Origin of the sequence: Amycolatopsis sp. NPDC051106 (assembly GCF_040682775.1) — a bacterium.
Lineage (GTDB): Bacteria > Actinomycetota > Actinomycetes > Mycobacteriales > Pseudonocardiaceae > Amycolatopsis.
Window position 1 is genome coordinate 1 of the sequence record NZ_JBFBBQ010000142.1, and the last position, 16496, is coordinate 16496.

Annotated in this window: 16 protein-coding genes; 8 read left to right on the forward strand and 8 right to left on the reverse strand. The window is 71.8% G+C overall.

Translation table 11 applies throughout. The features are described from left to right. Positions 1-103: 103 nt before the first annotated feature. Positions 104-3013, reverse strand: coding sequence for an AAA family ATPase (locus AB0M83_RS46075; RefSeq protein WP_364528299.1), 2910 nt, complete (start codon positions 3011-3013; stop codon positions 104-106). Between the two features lie 448 nt (positions 3014-3461). On the opposite strand from AB0M83_RS46075, the gene AB0M83_RS46080 reads away from it, so the two are divergent. Continuing rightward, complete coding sequence (locus AB0M83_RS46080; protein WP_364528302.1) at positions 3462-4565, forward strand: S1 family peptidase; 1104 nt, start codon at positions 3462-3464, stop codon at positions 4563-4565. Between the two features lie 95 nt (positions 4566-4660). Here AB0M83_RS46080 and AB0M83_RS46085 read toward each other — a convergent pair whose 3' ends face one another. From AB0M83_RS46085 to AB0M83_RS46095, 3 genes are all read right to left on the reverse strand, one after another. Beyond that, positions 4661-5065, reverse strand: coding sequence for an SsgA family sporulation/cell division regulator (locus AB0M83_RS46085; protein ID WP_364528305.1), 405 nt, complete (start codon positions 5063-5065; stop codon positions 4661-4663). 152 nt (positions 5066-5217) lie between these two features. Next, entirely contained in the window at positions 5218-6447 is a 1230-nt protein-coding gene (locus AB0M83_RS46090) for an MFS transporter (RefSeq protein WP_364528307.1), read from the reverse strand. Positions 6448-6522: 75 nt separating this feature from the next. Continuing rightward, positions 6523-6996, reverse strand: coding sequence for an Lrp/AsnC family transcriptional regulator (locus tag AB0M83_RS46095; protein WP_364528310.1), 474 nt, complete (start codon positions 6994-6996; stop codon positions 6523-6525). A gap of 213 nt (positions 6997-7209) precedes the next feature. Here AB0M83_RS46095 and AB0M83_RS46100 point away from each other — a divergent pair, with 213 nt between their 5' ends. Beyond that, positions 7210-8199, forward strand: a complete 990-nt coding sequence (locus tag AB0M83_RS46100) for a beta-ketoacyl-ACP synthase III (RefSeq protein WP_364528313.1) — start codon at positions 7210-7212, stop codon at positions 8197-8199. Here AB0M83_RS46100 and AB0M83_RS46105 read toward each other — a convergent pair. Further along, a complete protein-coding gene (locus tag AB0M83_RS46105; RefSeq protein ID WP_364528316.1) occupies positions 8187-9686 on the reverse strand; it encodes an adenylate/guanylate cyclase domain-containing protein in 1500 nt (499 codons plus the stop codon). The genes AB0M83_RS46100 and AB0M83_RS46105 overlap by 13 nt on opposite strands. 64 nt (positions 9687-9750) lie before the next feature. Here AB0M83_RS46105 and AB0M83_RS46110 point away from each other — a divergent pair, with 64 nt between their 5' ends. Beyond that, the gene (locus AB0M83_RS46110; RefSeq protein WP_364528319.1) at positions 9751-10311 is read left to right on the forward strand and encodes an FBP domain-containing protein; all 561 of its coding nucleotides are present in this window, start codon (positions 9751-9753) and stop codon (positions 10309-10311) included. On the opposite strand, the gene AB0M83_RS46115 is transcribed toward AB0M83_RS46110, so the two are convergent. Next, a complete protein-coding gene (locus tag AB0M83_RS46115; protein ID WP_364528321.1) occupies positions 10308-11120 on the reverse strand; it encodes a class I SAM-dependent methyltransferase in 813 nt (270 codons plus the stop codon). The genes AB0M83_RS46110 and AB0M83_RS46115 overlap by 4 nt on opposite strands. After that, complete coding sequence (locus tag AB0M83_RS46120; protein ID WP_364528324.1) at positions 11120-11803, reverse strand: FadR/GntR family transcriptional regulator; 684 nt, start codon at positions 11801-11803, stop codon at positions 11120-11122. Before AB0M83_RS46120 ends, AB0M83_RS46115 begins: the two co-directional genes overlap by 1 nt. A gap of 186 nt (positions 11804-11989) precedes the next feature. Here AB0M83_RS46120 and AB0M83_RS46125 point away from each other — a divergent pair, with 186 nt between their 5' ends. The 3 genes from AB0M83_RS46125 to AB0M83_RS46135 all read left to right on the forward strand — a co-directional run bounded on the left by AB0M83_RS46125 (position 11990) and on the right by AB0M83_RS46135 (position 13377). Continuing rightward, positions 11990-12184 (forward strand): hypothetical protein, encoded by a 195-nt coding sequence (locus tag AB0M83_RS46125; protein WP_364528327.1) that lies wholly within the window; start codon positions 11990-11992, stop codon positions 12182-12184. Beyond that, positions 12181-12534 carry a VOC family protein gene (locus tag AB0M83_RS46130; protein ID WP_364528330.1) on the forward strand — a complete coding sequence of 118 codons (354 nt, stop codon included), beginning with the start codon at positions 12181-12183 and terminating at the stop codon, positions 12532-12534. The genes AB0M83_RS46125 and AB0M83_RS46130 overlap by 4 nt, the downstream gene beginning before the upstream one ends. 69 nt (positions 12535-12603) lie before the next feature. After that, the gene (locus AB0M83_RS46135; RefSeq protein ID WP_364528333.1) at positions 12604-13377 is read left to right on the forward strand and encodes a sulfite exporter TauE/SafE family protein; all 774 of its coding nucleotides are present in this window, start codon (positions 12604-12606) and stop codon (positions 13375-13377) included. Here AB0M83_RS46135 and hisC read toward each other — a convergent pair. Further along, a complete protein-coding gene (hisC, locus tag AB0M83_RS46140) occupies positions 13367-14422 on the reverse strand; it encodes a histidinol-phosphate transaminase (protein ID WP_364528336.1) in 1056 nt (351 codons plus the stop codon). The genes AB0M83_RS46135 and hisC overlap by 11 nt on opposite strands. 145 nt (positions 14423-14567) lie before the next feature. Here hisC and AB0M83_RS46145 point away from each other — a divergent pair, with 145 nt between their 5' ends. Further along, positions 14568-15197, forward strand: coding sequence for a dienelactone hydrolase family protein (locus tag AB0M83_RS46145; RefSeq protein ID WP_364528339.1), 630 nt, complete (start codon positions 14568-14570; stop codon positions 15195-15197). A gap of 19 nt (positions 15198-15216) precedes the next feature. Further along, positions 15217-16496, forward strand: a 1280-nt coding sequence (locus AB0M83_RS46150; RefSeq protein ID WP_364528342.1) for an AMP-binding protein, incomplete at its 3' end; no start/stop codon positions are given.

Sequence of the window (16496 nt, forward strand, 5' to 3'; positions counted from 1 at the left end):
GCGGCGCTCCCGACCGGGCACACCTCGACCGTCTCTTGGGGGCGCTGGCGGGTGGCCAACAGCGCGATCCGGGACGCACTTTCACGTGAAAGTGCGGGCTGGGTCAGCCGGCCGGGGCGGTAGTGACTTCGCCCGGCAGCTTGCGGGCGACGTCGGTGCGGGAGCGGGCCCCGAGTTTTCGCAGCACCTTCGCGACATGCTGTTCGACCGTGCGCGGCGAGAGGAACAGCCCGTCCGCGATCTCCCGGTTCGTCCGACCCTCCGCGAGCATCCGCGCAACTTCGCGCTCGCGCGGCGACAGCTCGCTTCCGTACCCGCGCCGCCCGCGTTGCGAAGGCGCCCAAGCGCCGTGCTCCCGCAACTGGTGACGGCACCGCCCGGCATCGCGCGTCGCGCCCAGCTGCTCGTACGCCTCGGCCGCCGCCGTCAGCTCCTCGACCGCGTCGCGGTTGCCCGCCGCGAGCCGGCACATCGCCGCCCGCTCGCGCATCGCCGTCGCCGGGTACGGCATCGGCAACGCCGCATAGCCCGACGCCGCTTCGTCGAACAGCGCCGCCGCGGCCAGGTGCTTCGCGCGGGCCTCCAGCAGCACCGCGCGGCCGGCGATCAGCGCCGCCGTCGCGACCGGTGCGTCCCGGTCCTCGATGCCGCGGGCGAACGCCTCCACCACGTTGTCGGCCTCCGGCCAGCGCCCGGCCCGCGCGTACGCCTGCGCCGCCGCCGGGACCAGCGCCGCCGCCCAGATCCAGACGCCCTTGCGCCCGGCCGCGGCCACCGCCGTGTCGGCCGCCGCGCACGCGCCGTCGACGTCGTCGGTCGCCAGCAGGACCGTGATCAGCACCCCGGCCGCCGAGAGCACCACCGGGATCGGCCCGCGGTCCGGCGCGTGGACGCTCGCCGCGGTCAGGTGCCGTTGCGCGGCGGCGAACTCCCCGCGCACCGCCGCGAGCCCGCCGAGCACCAGCGACGACTCCATGACGATCGGGCCGAGCTCCGGATAGCTGTCGCGCAGCTGCTCGGCGGCTTCCGCGAGCCCGTTCCACCGCCCGCGTACCCAGTCGAGCCGGACGCGGGTGCCCTGGATCAAGCCGATCGCGTACAACGCGCCCGCGTCGGTCGCCCGCCGGACGCCTTCGGTCACCAGCCGTTCCGCCCGGTCGAGGTGACCCGCCCACGACTGGCCGTCGGCGAGGTTGCACCACAGCCGGGCCAGCTGGACGCGCTCGGCGACCGTGCCCACGGTGTCCGACAGCGTTTCGAACTCCGTCCACGCCGACGGGTCGCCGACGTGCGACGCGGCCGCGATGCGGTCGGCGGTCAGGGCGAGCCGCAGCTCGGGGTCGTCGAGCCGCTCGTACACCTCGCCCGCGCGGGCGCGCCAGGACTCGTGCCACGACAACGGCGTCAGGCCGTCGATCGGCTGCGCGAGCAGCGTGATCCCGCGCGCGGCGAGGTCGGGCCGGTCGGTCAGCTCGCCGATCGCGCGCTCGACCTCGAGGCGGCCGCGGCCGAGCCCGCCGATGGTCCGGACCTGCAGCATGCCGAGGCTCAGCCGGATCGAGCCGCGCACCGACGGCGGCAGCGCCACCTCTTCGATGACGCGCTCCAGCGTGCCGATCACGTCGGGCCGGAACCCGCGCAGTGCGACCTGGCTCAGCTTGCCGGCGACGCGCCCGATGTCGGACTGCGCCGGTCCGGGCTCGGCCAGCACCGACTGCAGGAGGTCGATCGCGCGGGACGTCTCCCCGCGGGTGACGGCCTCGTCCGCGGCGGCTTCGGCGTAGTGGCGCCACTGGTCGACGCGGCCGGCCGCGCGGGAGTGCCGGGCCAGCAGTGTGAGCGGCGGGGACGGCTGGGCGGCGAGCACGCGGATCGCCTGCGCGTGCAGCAACGCGCGCTCGGGCCCGCTCACCGTGTCGTAGACCGCCTTGCGCGCCAACGGGTGCCGGAAGCCGTACTTGCCGTCGCCGACCTCGCCGAGCACCCCGCCGGACAACGCGGCGAGCAGCGCGGTGCGGAGGACGTCGTCCGCTAGCCCGGCCAGCTCACCGAGCACGGCGGCTTCGGCGCCGACGCCGAGCACCGCGGCCGCGCCGGCCAGCTGCACGGCCGGCCCCGGCAGCGCGGAAAGCCGTTCGGTGACGGCCTCGCGCAAAAGCACCGGGACTTCGAGGTTCTCCAGCATCCGGTCGGAGAGGACTTCGCCGACCGGCAGCCGCTCGGCCGCTTCGCGCAGTGCCCGCAGCGTTTCTTCGACCACGAACGGGATCCCGGCGGTGCACTCGTGCAGCTTGGCCGCGAACTCGTCGGTGACGCGGGGCAGTTCGAGGATTTCGACCGCGAGCTTGCGCACCGCCGTGACGTCGAGCGCGCCCAGCGCGACACGGGCGGAGTGGACCGCCGGATCGGTCCGGAACGGGGCGCCGAGCGGCCCGGGACGGACGTCGGTCGCCGACCGGTAGGTGCCGACCACCGCCAGCTCCGGCGGCATCGCGCCGGCGAGGAACCGCATGAGGTCGCGGGTGTCTTCGTCGGCCCACTGCAGGTCGTCGATCAGCACGAGCGCCGGGCCGCACGCCCGCAGGAGCTCCCGCACCGCGCGGAAGACGCGGTGGCGTTCGGCGACCGGGTCGGCGAGGGGTTCGGGGCGCGGAGGAAGCGCTTCCGCGAGCTCCGGCAGCAACGGCCGCAGCACGCCGGCGACCGGGCTCAACGGCCCGAGCGGCGCGTCGCCCACCGAGCGAAGCGCTTCCAGGATGGGCCCGTAGGGGAACGGTTCCCGTAGCGGCTGGCAGGCGCCGGTGAGCACGCGGCCGCCTTCGAACTCCTTGCGGCGCCCGATCTCGGCGAGCAGCCGGGTCCGGCCCATGCCGGGCTCGCCCTCGATCAGGACGGCGGCCGGACGCCGCCGGAGCACGCCGACGATCGCGTCGAGCTCGGTGTCGCGGCCGGTCAGCCGGGCGGGTCCCGACCGGACGCTCACGGAGGTGGGACGGGGAGCCGTGAGCCACATACGGACCTCCTCGACGTGCACCGGGGGCTGTGCGCGGGAGCCTAAGCAGCGCTTAACGGTCCGTAAACCATTAACCGAATAGGTGGTCAGTACCGCCGTCACACGTCCGCCTACCCGCTGTCACCGGTTTGCCGCGGGATCCACTGGCCGAGGATCACCGCGCGTGCGAAACATCGGCGATTCACGCGTTCCGGCAGTGCTTAACACGTTCAGGGAGGCAGTCCGGCTACCGAAAGTAGTGTCCGGAAACCCTACTTAAGGACCTGTCCGACCGGGTGACGAGCTCTGACTGGCACCGCTGGGAGCAGGGGATTCGTCCGAGGTCAATGCGTATACCCATTAGCCGGGTGCCCGGATTGCACCGTAACGCCCACTGCAGGGACCCTCACCCAGGGGAGTACCACTGCGTGGCCGGTTCAGCGCCGCGCGTAACCACCTAGGGAGAAGCATGAAGATCGCCAGACTCTTCGGTGCCGCTGCCGCCGCGGTCATGACGACGGGTGCGCTCGTCACGCTCGCCGTCCCCGCGTCGGGCCAGGACCTGCTGAACCCGGACATCGTGCCCGCCATGCAGCGCGACCTGGGCCTGACCCACGACCAGGTGCTGACGCGGCTGAAGAGCGAAGACGTCGCGAACAAGGTCACCGAGGCCGTCAGCGCGACGCTCGGCGACGCGTTCGGCGGTGCCACCTACAACGCCGCCACGGGCAAGGCGCACATCCAGACGACGAACGCCGCCGAGGTCGCGAAGATCCAGGCGTCCGGGGCCGAGGCGGAGGTCGTGAAGTTCAGCGCCCGCCAGCTCGACTCCACTGTGGACAAGTTCCGGGCCCTCGACAGCTCGGCGCCGTACGCGATCACGGGCTGGGGCGTGGACTCCACCACGAACCGCGTCACGCTCTCCGTCCTGCAGGGCCAGCGGGGCGCCGCCGACGCCTTCCTCACCCGGTCCGGTGTGGACAAGTCGTCGGTCACGATCCTCGACGCGGCCGCGAAACCGACGCTGCACGCCAACATCCGCGGTGGTGACGCCTACTACATCGGCGGCTCGTCGCGCTGCTCGGTCGGCTTCTCGACCACGACCGGCTTCCTGACCGCCGGCCACTGCGCGGCCCTCACCGGCGGCGGCTCGCTGACCGGTTCCAACGGCGCTTCGCTCGGCTCGTGGGGCGCCTACCGGTTCCCGGGCAGCGACTACGCGGCGGTCCGGACCAACAGCAACTGGACCCCGGTCGGCCAGATGAACAACGGCACCGCGGTGCGCGGCTCGTCGAACGCCGCGACCGGCACGTCGGTCTGCAAGGCCGGCTCGACCACCGGCTGGACCTGCGGCACCATCGGCGCCAAGAACCAGAGCGTCCGTTACGCCGAAGGCACGGTCAACGGCATGACCGCGACCAACGTCCGCTCGGCGGCCGGTGACTCCGGCGGCGGCTTCATCGCGGGCAACTCGGCGCAGGGCATCCTGTCCGGCGGCAACACGTCCGTGACGTACTTCTTCCCGATCGGCGCGGCGCTGTCGGCGACCGGCACCACGCTGCGGACCAGCTGATCCCTCCCCGGAAACAGCGAAGGGCGGGTTTCGAGTGCCTCCAGCGCACTCGAAACCCGCCCTCGTCCTCGCCGCGGGAAGGGGAGGTTCAGGGGTCAGACGTTGCTGATCTCCTCGATCAGCCCGTCGACGTCGAAGTGCGCGCTCTCTTCGCCGAGCGGCACCAGCTCGTAGGACGCGTCGAGGAACGTCCGGACGTCTTCGACCTCGAGCTCGAACGACGCATAGCCGTCCGGTGACTCGATTTCCAGGGTGAGGAAGTCCTCGTCGTCGGACAGGTCGGGGCGGACCCGGACGTCGCCGAGACCGGTCGGGTCGTCGAGGCCGGCCACGAGTAGGTCACGCGCGAAGGTCCATTCGATCCACCGGCCGCGCTCGGTCCGGAACGCCACGGTGACCGCGAACGGCTCGTCGGCGTGGTAGGAGAGGCGGGACAGGACGGGCGTGGTGCTCTCGTTCAGCACCACGAACTGGCTCTGGTGAACTGCGTCGGTCTGCATGGCCCCTCCTGGAGTCCGGGTGGTTCGCGCGGCGCGAACTGTTCGGCAAGGAGATGGCCGGGGCCTCGCGGCATGACGGAGAAACTCTCACGTTCACTTGATCGGTTGCATCCGTCCATTGTGGTGTAACGTCCGGCACACACCCCTTGCGATCATTCGGCGACTGCTGGTGACGGTTCGCGCAGGGCGCCGGGGAGCTTCTTCCGCAGCACGAGCAGCGCCGGGATCGCCGCCGTGCAGGTCAGGGTCAGGACCGACCAGGTCAGCGCGTTGCTGACGCTGAGCAGGACGGCCAGCAAACCGGGCGCGAGCGCGATGGGCAGGCCCCAGGAGAGCTGGAAGATCGAGCTGGCCCGGCCTTCGGCGCCGGCGGGTGCGGCCGCGGCGGCCGTCGCGGTGCCGGTGGGGCCGAACATCGACTCCGCGACGGAGAAGCCGAGGCTCGTCACCAGGATCAGCGCGGTGGCGACGTGCAGGGGGACCATTTCCAACGGGATCAGCAGGGCGAAGGAAACCGCGAACAGCGTCGCCGCGCCGATCAGCCCCGCGGTCCGGCTGCGCCCGGCGAGCAGGGCGACGATCGGGCGTTGCGCGGTCACGACGACCACGGTGCCGAGCGTGATCGCGGTCCCGGCGATCCACTGTGGACCGTGCAGGAGATCGCGCACGACGAGCGGCAGCACGGCGAACTTGCTCGCGCTGGCGAGCGTGAACGCCGTGTGGGTGACGCAGAACCCGGTGAAGGGCCGGTTGCCGAGCACGGCGCGCCAGCTCCCCGAGGCCGCACTTTCCCGTGAAAGTGCGGCCCGCTGGTGGGCACTTTCACGGGAAAGTGCGGGAAGCAACCTGATCAGGACCGCCGCCACCGCGAAGCTCGCCGCGTTCACGTAGGCGAGGAGGTGGAACGCCCAGGGACTCGTGATCGTCGGCAGCACCGCGGTCGCCGCCGCCCCGATCCCCGCGCCCGCGAAGCGGCCCACCGTCTGCGTCGCCAGCATGCGGTCCGTCTCGCTGCCGGACGTGAGCCGCGCGACCATGGGCGCGTTGCACGTCCAGAACAGCCGGTCGCCGAAGCCGGCGACCACCGAAACGACGATCACCTGCCAGCTGGTGTGGACCAGCGGGTAGGCGCAGAAGGCCCCGAGCCGCACGAGGTTGCCCGCGATGAGCAGGGCCCGCGGCCCGAACCGGTCCATGGCGGCCCCGGTCGCCGGGCCGGTGACGAGCGCGAGCAGCGCGCCGGTGCTCAGCGACGTCCCCGCGTCGAGCAGGCCCATGCCCTGGCTGTGCACCAGGAACAGCAGCGCGAACGGCACCCACAGCCCGCTGCCGAGGGCGTCGATCAGAGTCGCGGCCAGGAAGATCCGGCGTTGTCGAAGCATGCTTCCCCCCAAATGGACAGCGTTCCAGAATATGTCCTCCGAAACGCTGGGGGGAAGCGGTGGTCCCGGACCCGCCTACGGCTCCAGCGGCAGGCTGAGCCCGACCTTCACCCGGTCCATCGCCACGCTGGTCGTGAAGTGCCGGACGTTCGGGTTGTCGAAGAACATCCGCCGGGTGAACGCCTCGAAGCCCGCCATGTCCGGGCACGTCACGACCAGCACGAAGTCGGCGTTGCCGGTGACGTAGTAGCACTGCTGGACGCAGTCGTCGGCGAGGATCTGGCGGCGGAACGCGTCCAGGACCGCCAGGTTCTCGCGCTCCATCTCGACCATGACCACGAACGTCATGCTCAGCCCGAGCGCCGCCGGGGACAGCACCGCGACCTCGCGCTCGATGACGCCCGCCTCGCGCAGCCTCTTGATCCGCCGTTGCACCGCCGCGGCCGAGAGGCCGACCTTCGCCCCGATCGTCTCGGCGATGGTGCGGGCGTCCTCCTGGAGGCAGGCGAGGATGGCGATGTCCAGCTGGTCGAGGTCGGGAGTGTGCACTCCAGCAGGCTAGCCGGGACCCCCGACGATTCGCCCGGCGTTCGCTCCGCGCTCACTCTTGGGTGACGTCGCTCACTACTCCGTCCGAGGGGAAAGTGAAACAACTTTTTCAGTGACCTGGAACACAACTGACCGGTCTACCAGGGGGTAGCGCATAGAAGTGGAAGACCAGCCGGTATGCCCGCCAACCCGCCGGCGTGGGGAGGCTTTCCCGTGCCCGCACCTGCCGCCGTGCTGACCGGAATCGGTTCGTGCTTGCCGACGACAGTCCTGGGCAACGACGAGATCGCTGCCCGGCTCGACACCACCGACGAGTGGATCCGGACCCGCACCGGCATCCGGGAGCGCCGCGTCGCCGGACCGGACGAGTCCACTGTGGACCTCGCGGTCGGCGCGGGGCGCGAAGCCCTCGCGGGTGGCTCCGCCGACGTCGTCGTCCTCGCCACGTCGACCCCCGACCAGCCCTGCCCGGCCAGCGCCCCGCAGGTCGCCGCCCGGCTCGGGCTCGGCACCGCCGCGGCCTTCGACGTCAACGCCGTCTGCAGCGGGTTCGTCTACGCGCTGGCCACCGCCGCGGGGTTCCTCGCGGGCGGCCTCGCCGAGCGCGTGCTCGTCATCGGCGCCGACACCTTCACCACGCTCATCGACCCCGACGACCGCACGACCGTCCCGATCTTCGGCGACGGCGCGGGCGCGGTCCTGCTGCGCGCGGGTGAGCCCGGCGAGCCCGGCGCGTTCGGGCCGTTCGACCTGCACAGCGAGGGCGAGCTCGCCGACCTGCTGTGGGTCGAAGCCGGCGGCGCGCGGCGGCGGCTGTCCGACCAGCCGAGCGACCGCTTCCTCGCGATGCAGGGCACCGCGGTGTTCCGGCACGCGTGCGCGCGGATGGCGGAGTCGTCGCGGACCGTGCTGGAACGCGCGGGCTGGATGGTCGGCGACGTCGACCGCTTCGTCGGCCACCAGGCGAACATCCGGATCCTCCAGGCGACGGCGAAGCAGCTCGGCATGCCGGCCGACGCCGTCGTCGCCAACATCGACCGCGTCGGCAACACCAGCGCCGCGTCCATCCCGCTCGCCCTGGCCGACGCCCACGCCGACGGCACCCTCGTCGCCGGGCACCGCGTGCTGCTCAGCGCGTTCGGCGCGGGCCTGACGTGGGGTTCGACGGTGCTGACCTGGCCGGAGCTGGGTCAGCCGTCCTGAGGATCCGGGCCGGCTGTCCAGGTCGGCGTCGGCTCCTGGCGGCCGCGCAGCTCCAGCTCGCCGTGCTTCTCCCAGTGCGCGCGTTCGCTCGGCAGCGCCGCCGAGACGACGGCGTCGCTCGCGAGGATCCGTGACGGCACCGCCTTGGCCAGCTCGGTCAGCCGCGCGGCCTCGTTGACGGCGTCGCCGATCACGGTGTACTCGAGCCGGCTGCTGGTGCCGAGCTGCCCGGCGAACACCGGGCCGCTCGAGACGCCGATGCCGAGGTCGAGCTCGCCGTTCGCGCACACGGCGTCCCGGATCGCGCGGGCGGCGGCCAGCGCGGCCGTCGGCGCGTCCGCGAGCCGCGTCGGGGCGCCGAAGATGCACAACGCGGCGTCGCCCTGGAACTTGTTGACCAGGCCGCCGCGTGCGCCGACCGCCGAGACGACCGCGGCGAACAGCCGGTTCAGCTTCTCGACGAGCTCCTCCGGCGGCGTGCGGTAGGCGAGCGCGGTCGAGTCGACGACGTCGACGAACAACGCCGTGACCTCGCGGACGTCACCGGACAGCGACGCGCCGAACTCCAGCGCGTGCCGGGCGACGTCGGCGCCGACGTGGCGGCCGAAGAGGTCCCGCATCCGCGCCTGCTCGCGCAGGCCCGCGGCGAGCTGGTTCACCGACGTCTGGAGCAGGCCGATCTCGCTGGAGTCGTCGACGTCGACGGTGACGTCGTCGTCGCCGCGCGCGATCCGGTCGAGGGCGACGCGCAGCCGGTGCAGCGGCGCCGCGACGGCCCGGGCCAGCAGGGCGGTGCCGATCGCGCCGACGCCGAGCCCGATCACCGACAGCATGATCAGGCTGGCGGTGGGGTTGCCGGAGCCGAGGTCCGGCGGCGTCGCGACGAGCAGGACCCCGACGAACGGGACGCCGCTGGCCAGCGCCCAGGTGACGACGAGCCGGGTGAGCACGGTGACCGGCAGCGACCCGCGCGGCGGCAGGACGTCCAGCGCGATCGTCATGACCGGCCGCGCCACCCACTCGGCCGCGAGGTACGTGAGCCCCACGGTGGTGAGGCCGCCGAGCCCGATGACGGTGGCCATGCCGACGGCGTCGTCGCCCGAGCCGAGGACGCCGGCCAGCACGCTGAGGACCACGGTGCCGATCAGCCAGAGGGTGCCGCTGACCACGGCCATGTCGACGGGCAGCCGCAGCGCGCGTCTCGCTTCGCTTTCCGACGGCGGCCGGCCGAGCACGAACCAGATCGCGGTGCGCCGCTGCAGCCACGCCGTCCACAGGGTCCCGGCGAGCAGTGAGCCGGCGACGATCCCGGCGGCGGTGAGGCCGAGGATCCAGCCGCGGTCGCCGACGTCGCCCGGCAGGCCCTGCAGCAGCAGGAGCAGTGCGACGACCGCGGACCCGGCGACGCTGGAGCCGAGGCCGAGCCCGGCGAAGCCCAGGCTGGTGCGCAACACCACCCGGAAGTTCTTCACGGCGATCTTGCGCACGGCGTTGATCGTACGGCCGAAAATGCGTGGCCACCGCCGATGGCCACTGGTTACCGTGCCGATCATGGAGCCACTTACCGTCTCTTCCGGGGGGTCCGGGTGGCGGAGCCCCCGGCCCGGGCGAAGCCCGGCTCGATACAGCCAGGAGGAGATCCGGGCCTCGTTCGTCAACTGCACCCGCGGTGAGGCCAAGGGCGTGACGCTGCCCGCCCGGCCCGAAGAGATCCCGTGGGAACGGCGCGAGTTCCTCGGCTGGCGCGACCCGAAGGCGCCGGGGCGCGCCTACCTCGTGCTGCCGTACGGCGGCGAGGTGATCGGGCTCGCCCTGCGCGCGGCCGCGCCGCCGAAGTCCCGGCTGCGCAGCAACATCTGCGGCTTCTGCACCACGACCCACGGGCTCGCCGACATCACGCTCTTCTCCGGCCGGCGCGCCGGGAAGGCCGGCCGGGAGGGCAACACGCTGGGCACCTACGCGTGCGGCAACCTGGGCTGCTGCCAGTACGTCCGCGGCGAGCTGAAGTCCGACGTGCCCCAGCCGTACGAGACGCTCACGCTGGAGGAACGCCTCGCGCGGCTGGAGGAGAAGCTGCACAAGTTCGTCGCGCGGGTGCTGGAGTCGCGTTAGAAGCGGTACCGCACGATCCGCGCCATCCGGGCCAGCGGCGGGAAGTACTTCAGCATCCGCAGCTGGAACCGGGTGAACGGCCGCAGCCGGGCCAGCACCTCGGGCGTGGCCCAGTGTGCGGCGTCCAAAGAGGACATCAGGTCGAGGCCGTGGCGCGCCAGCTCGTGCGGGTCGTCGATGCCCCAGCGCAGGGTCGCTTTCGCGCGCCGGACCGGGGTGTTGAGCTTCTGCGTCTTGATGCCGAGCTTGCTGAAGACGTCGCAGATCAGCTCGCCGGACGGGAACTTCGCGACCAGCCGGCGGACGAGCTCGGTGCCGTCCTCCGGTGTCAGGTACATGGTCAGGCCTTCGGCGACGATCAGCGCCGGGCGGTCCGAGGGCACCTGGTCGAGCCACCCGAAATCGGTCACCGAGGTGCCGATGTTCGTGTGGTTCGGCGCGGGCGCGTAGAGCTTCTCGCGCAGCTCGACGACCTCGGGGTAGTCGACGTCGTACCAGTGGACGGTCTCCGGCGGCGCGAGGCGCTGGAAGCGCGTGTCCATGCCGCAGCCGAGGTGCAGCACGATCGCGTCCGGGTGCTTCGCGAGGTAGCCGGCGGCCCATTCGTCGATCGGCTTCGCGCGCAGGACGACGCTGGCCGCGCTGTCGCGGGTGATGCCGAGCTGGGCGAAGTCGTAGTCGATCTGCCGGACGGCTTCGTCGGCGGCGTGGTCACCGAGCACCGGGTCGGCTTCGCGGCTGTCGAGCGCGCGGCCGTAGAGAGTGGCCAGCATGGTGGCCTTTTCCTCGGTGAAGTGCACCTTCTCCATCAGCGTTCCTCCGCGGCGTAGTCGTGCGCGTAGGTCTTGGCGTCGACCAGGTGCTTGAGGGTCAGTTCGCGGGCCGCGGCGGGGTCGGATCGGCGGATGGCGTCGAGGATGGCCCGGTGGTCGTCGACGGCCTTGCGGATCTGGCCGGGCAGCCGCAGCGCGGCCCGCCGCTCCTCGCCGACCAGGGCGAGCACCGACCGCAGCAGCCCGGCGACGTCGTCGTTGCCGGCGTTCTGCGCGATCACCCGGTGGAACTCGGCGTCGGCGGCGATGACGTGCAGCATGTCGCCCTCTTCGGCGGCCTGCGCCATCTCGGCGACGTTGTCCTCGAGGTGGCTCACGGTCTTCGCGCTCGCCTGCCGGGCCAGCCGTTCGGCGAGGGTCGGCTCGACGGTCGCGCGCAGGTCGAAGAGCTTCTCGACGAGCTGGTCGTGCTCGGTGAACCAGCTGCGCAGCGGCTGTTCCCGCTGCTCACGGACGTAGGTGCCGGAGCCGGCGCGGATCCGGACGTAGCCGATGGAGTCGAGCACGCGCAGCGCCTGCCGCAGCGACCCGCGGCTGATGCCGAGGTCCTCGCACAGGACGCGTTCGGCGGGCAGCCGGGAGCCGGGCGGCAGCTTCCCGGAGTCGATCAGCGACCGCAGCCGGTCGACGGTCGCGCTCCAGACCTGCTCGGTGTCCACGGCACCCATCCTCTCAGCTCCGGAAACTGTCGGTGGTGGATGTCATGATCACCGGCATGGACATCCTGGGGGCGTGGGTGCGGGGTTGGGCCGTCTCGCGTGCGCGGACGGTGGCCGCGCCGGGAACGTGCGGTGCGCGTTCCGAGGTGCTTGCGGGCCTGCCAGGAGAGCGGGAGGTGGTACTTGATGAGCTTCGAGGGCGGCTTTGCACCCGTCGAGGTCCCGGCGCCGTACTCGGTGACGGTGACCGGCGGGGGCCCGGTGTGGGAGGTTGCGGTGACCGCCTCGGGTGCGCCGGCCGGGCGCGGGCTGTACAGCGCGCTCGGCTGGCGCGTGGTGTCCGACGTCGTCCCCGCTCACGTACCGGAAGGATCGGAATGACCGCCCAGTTCAAGGACCTCGCCCTCGACGCGACCGACCACCAGGCCCTGGCCGGCTGGTGGTGCCGTGCCATGGGCTACGTCCGCCGCGACTCGCTCACCGGTGACACGCGGCCGGACGACTGGCCCGTCCCGATCGTCGACCCGGACGGCAACGGGCCGCTGATCTGGATCAACCCGGTCGCGGAGAAGAAGACGGTCAAGAATCGCATGCACCTGGACGTCTTCGGCGACAAGACCGAGCTGCTGGAACTGGGCGCGACGCTGCTCCGCGAACGTGGCGGCGACGTCGAATGGGAGGTGATGGCGGACCCGGAGGGCAACGAGTTCTGCGTCTTCACGCCGCGGTGACTGTCTGCCCAGACACATCTGCGTCGCGGGACCGGCTCACGATGCTTAGGCTCCGCACGTGAGTGCTTCATGACGTGGTGGCACGCGGTGATCGTCGTGGTCGCCGGGATCTGGGCCGGCACCATCAACGCCGTCGTCGGGTCGGGGACTCTGGTCACCTTCCCCGTGCTCGTCGCGCTGGGTTATCCGCCGGTCACGGCGACGACGTCCAACGCGATCGGGCTGGCGCCCGGCACCCTCAGCGGTGCCTGGGGTTACCGGCACGAGCTCAAGGGCTACTGGCGGCAGACCGCCCAGTTCGCCGTCGCGTCCTTCTTCGGCGCCATCGGTGGCACGATCCTGCTGCTTTCGCTGCCGAAGGACGCCTTCGAAGCCGTCGTCCCGGTGCTCGTCGGCCTCGCCGTGATCCTCGTGATCGTGCAGCCGCGCGTCTCGAAGTGGGTCGCGAAGCGCCGCGAAGGCAACGGCGAAGAGCACAAAGCCGGCCCGCTGCTGATGTTCTTCATCTTCCTCATCGGCATCTACGGCGGGTACTTCACCGCCGCGCAGGGCGTGATGCTGATGGCCGTCATGGGGATGCTGCTGTCCGAGCCGCTGCAGAAGCTCAACGGCGTCAAGAACGTCCTCGCCGCCGTCGTCAACGTCGTCGCCGGCGTGATCTACGCGTTCGTCGCGCCGATCAGCTGGCCCGTGGTGCTCTGGCTGGCCGTCGGGTCGACCGCCGGCGGCTTCCTCGGCGCGAAGATCGGCCGGAAGCTGCCGCCGGCGGTGCTGCGCGGCGTGATCGTCGTGATCGGCGTCGCCGCCGTGATCCAGCTGGTGGTCAAGCAGTTCAGCGGGTGAACTCCCGCGCCGCGGCCAGGAAGAGGTCGTTCTCCTCGCGGGTCCCGATGGTCACGCGCACGCCGTCGCCGGCGAACGGGCGCACCACCAGCTTGCGGTCCAGCGCGTGCTCGGCGAACGGCACCGCGTCGTCACCCAGCGGCAGCCAGACGAAGTTCGCCTGCGTCTCGGGCACCTGGTAGCCGGCCGCGAGCAGCTCGTCGCGCACCCGGCCGCGCTCGGCGACGATCTCCTGGCAGCGCGCCAGCAGCTCGTCCGCCGCGTCGAGCGACGCGAGCGCCGCGACCTGGGCCAGCATGTTCACCGAGAAGGCGACGTACACCTGGCGAAGCGCGTCGGCGATCGGCTCCGGCGCGACGGCGTAACCCACGCGAAGGCCCGCGAGGCCGTACGCCTTCGAGAACGTGCGCAGCACCATCACGTTCGGGCGCGTCCGCGTGTACTCGACGCCGTCGGGCACCTCGGGGTCGGTGACGAACTCCTTGTACGCCTCGTCCAGCACCACCAGCACGTGCTCGGGGAGCGCGTCGAGGAACCGCTCCAGCTCCGCGCGCCGCACCGCCGTGCCGGTCGGGTTGTTGGGGTTGCAGACGAAGACCACGCGCGTCCGGTCGGTGATCGCCGCGAGCATCGCGTCGAGGTCGAGCTCCTGGCCCTCGGTGATCGGGACCTTCACCGACACGGCGTTCGCCACCTGCGTGACGATCGGGTACGCCTCGAACGAGCGCCAGGCGAAGACCACCTCGTCGCCCGGCGCGCAGACCGCCTGGATCGTCTGCTGGCACAGCGAGACCGAGCCGCAGCCGATCGCGACGTGCTCGACCGGCACGTCCAGGTCGCGCGCCAGCCGCTCGCGCAGGGCCTGCGAGCCGGTGTCCGGGTAGCGGTTGATGCCCGCCGCGGCCTCGGCGATCGCCTGCGTGACGCTCGGCAGCGCACCGCCGGGGACCTCGTTGCTCGCCAGCTTGATGGCGCCTTCGATCGTCCGGCCGGGAACGTATTTCGGCAACGATTCGAGATCGGCACGGGGGGACACGGACGGCATCTTCGGCGCTCCTGGAATTCGACGGGACGACCCGGCCACCGTATCTTTTCCGCGCGCCGCCCCGCGACTCCCTTCAGGCGGTATGTGACCGGGAGACCTGCGAAACGGGGTTCCTTCCGTTCACCTCGAAGTGATTGAGTGACGTATGACGTCGACCAGCACCGTGGACTACCAGCGCACCGACGGCCGAGCCCTGCGCCTGACCTTCTCGGAACCCGAAGGCGCGCTACGCGGTGGTTTGGTGGTCCTGCACGAAGCGGACGGGGTCACCGACGGCGTCAAGATGCTGCTCGCCAGCCTCGCCCTCGAAGGCTGGCTGACCGTCACCCCGCACCTCGAGAACGCGGAGCTGACCCAGCAGGACCTGCTCGACGCGACGGACATCACACTCGCCTGGCTCGTCGACCGCGGTGTCCAGGCCGACCTGCTCGGCGTCATGGGCTTCGACCTGGGCGGCACCGCGGCGCTCGTCGTCGCCTCGCACCGCCGGCTGGGTGCCGCCGTCAGCGTCGGCGGGCAGCAGGCCGCCGAACTGCCCGCGCTGGTCGAGATCGCCGGGAAGCTCACCAGCCCGTGGCTCGGCATGTACGGCGACGCCGGCGACGAGGCGGGCGGCGCCGAGGTCGAGCGCCTGCGCGATGCCGCGGCGTCGGCGAAAGTCGCCACGAACGTCGTCCACTACCCGGGCGCGAACCACCGCTTCGACGCCGACCCGGGCGCGGCCGCGGAGGCCTGGCAGCGGACGCTCAACTGGTTCGACGCCCACCTGCGCTGATCGGGATTACGCTCGTGCCGTGACGCACACCGCCGACGCCCCCGAAGTGCTCTGGCGCCCTGAGCCGAGCCACGTTGCCGACACCAAGATCGAAGCCTTCCGCCAGTGGCTGCGCGCCGAACGCGGCGTCGAGGTGGACGACTACCGCTCGCTCTGGGAGTTCTCGGTCGACCGCGGTCCGGAGTTCTGGACGGCGGTCGCGGACTTCCTCGGCGTCCGCTGGCACGACCAGCCGGGCGAGGTGCTGTCGGGCGAGATGCCGAACGCCGTCTGGTTCGAGGGCGGCACGCTGAACTACGCCGAGCACGCGCTCACCCCCGGTGTCGCGGGCGCCGCGAAGGGCGACGACGAGACGGCGGTGATCTTCCACCGCGAAGACGGCTTCGCGGACCACCTGACGTACGGCGAGCTTCGCGCCCAGGTCGGCGCGGCCCGGGCGGCGCTGCTCGAACTCGGCGTCGGCAAGGGCGACCGCGTCGTCGCACTGGCCCCGAACTGCCCGCAGACGCTGGTCGCGTTCCTGGCCGCGGCGAGCATCGGGGCGATCTGGTCGTCGTGCTCGCCGGACTTCGGCGTCCGGGCGGTCGCCGACCGCTTCGTGCAGATCGAGCCGAAGGTGCTCTTCGCGGTCAACGCCTACGCGTACAACGGCCGCCAGTTCGACATCCGGACGACGGTCGCCGACCTCCAGGCGAAGCTGCCGTCGCTGGCCGCGACCGTGCTCGTCCAGTACGTCGGCGAAGGACGGATGGACGGCGCGCTCGATTGGGCCGAACTGCTCGCGAAGCACGAGGGCGCGCCGCTGCTGTTCGAGCCGGTCGAGTTCGCGCACCCGCTGTGGGTGCTCTACTCCTCCGGCACCACCGGCCTGCCGAAGGGCATCGTGCACGGCCACGGCGGCATCACGCTGGAGCACCTCAAGGCCCTGGCGCTGCAGACCGACCTCGGGCCGGGCGACCGGTTCTTCTGGTTCAGCACCACCGGCTGGATGATGTGGAACTTCCTCATCTCCGGCCTGCTGGTCGGCACGACGATCGTGCTCTACGACGGCAGCCCGGGCCATCCGGACCTCAACGCGCTCTGGCACCTGGCCGAGCAGCACCGCGTGACGTACTTCGGGACGTCGGCGCCGTTCATCCAGAGCTGCCTGAAGGCCGGCATCAAGCCCGCCGAGCGCTACGACCTGACGGCGTTGCGCGCGCTCGGCTCCACCGGGGCGCCGCTGAGCGTCGAGGGCTTCCGCTGGATCGTGAACGAGGTCGGGAGGAAGGTGCAGATCTGCTCGGTCTCCGGCGGCAC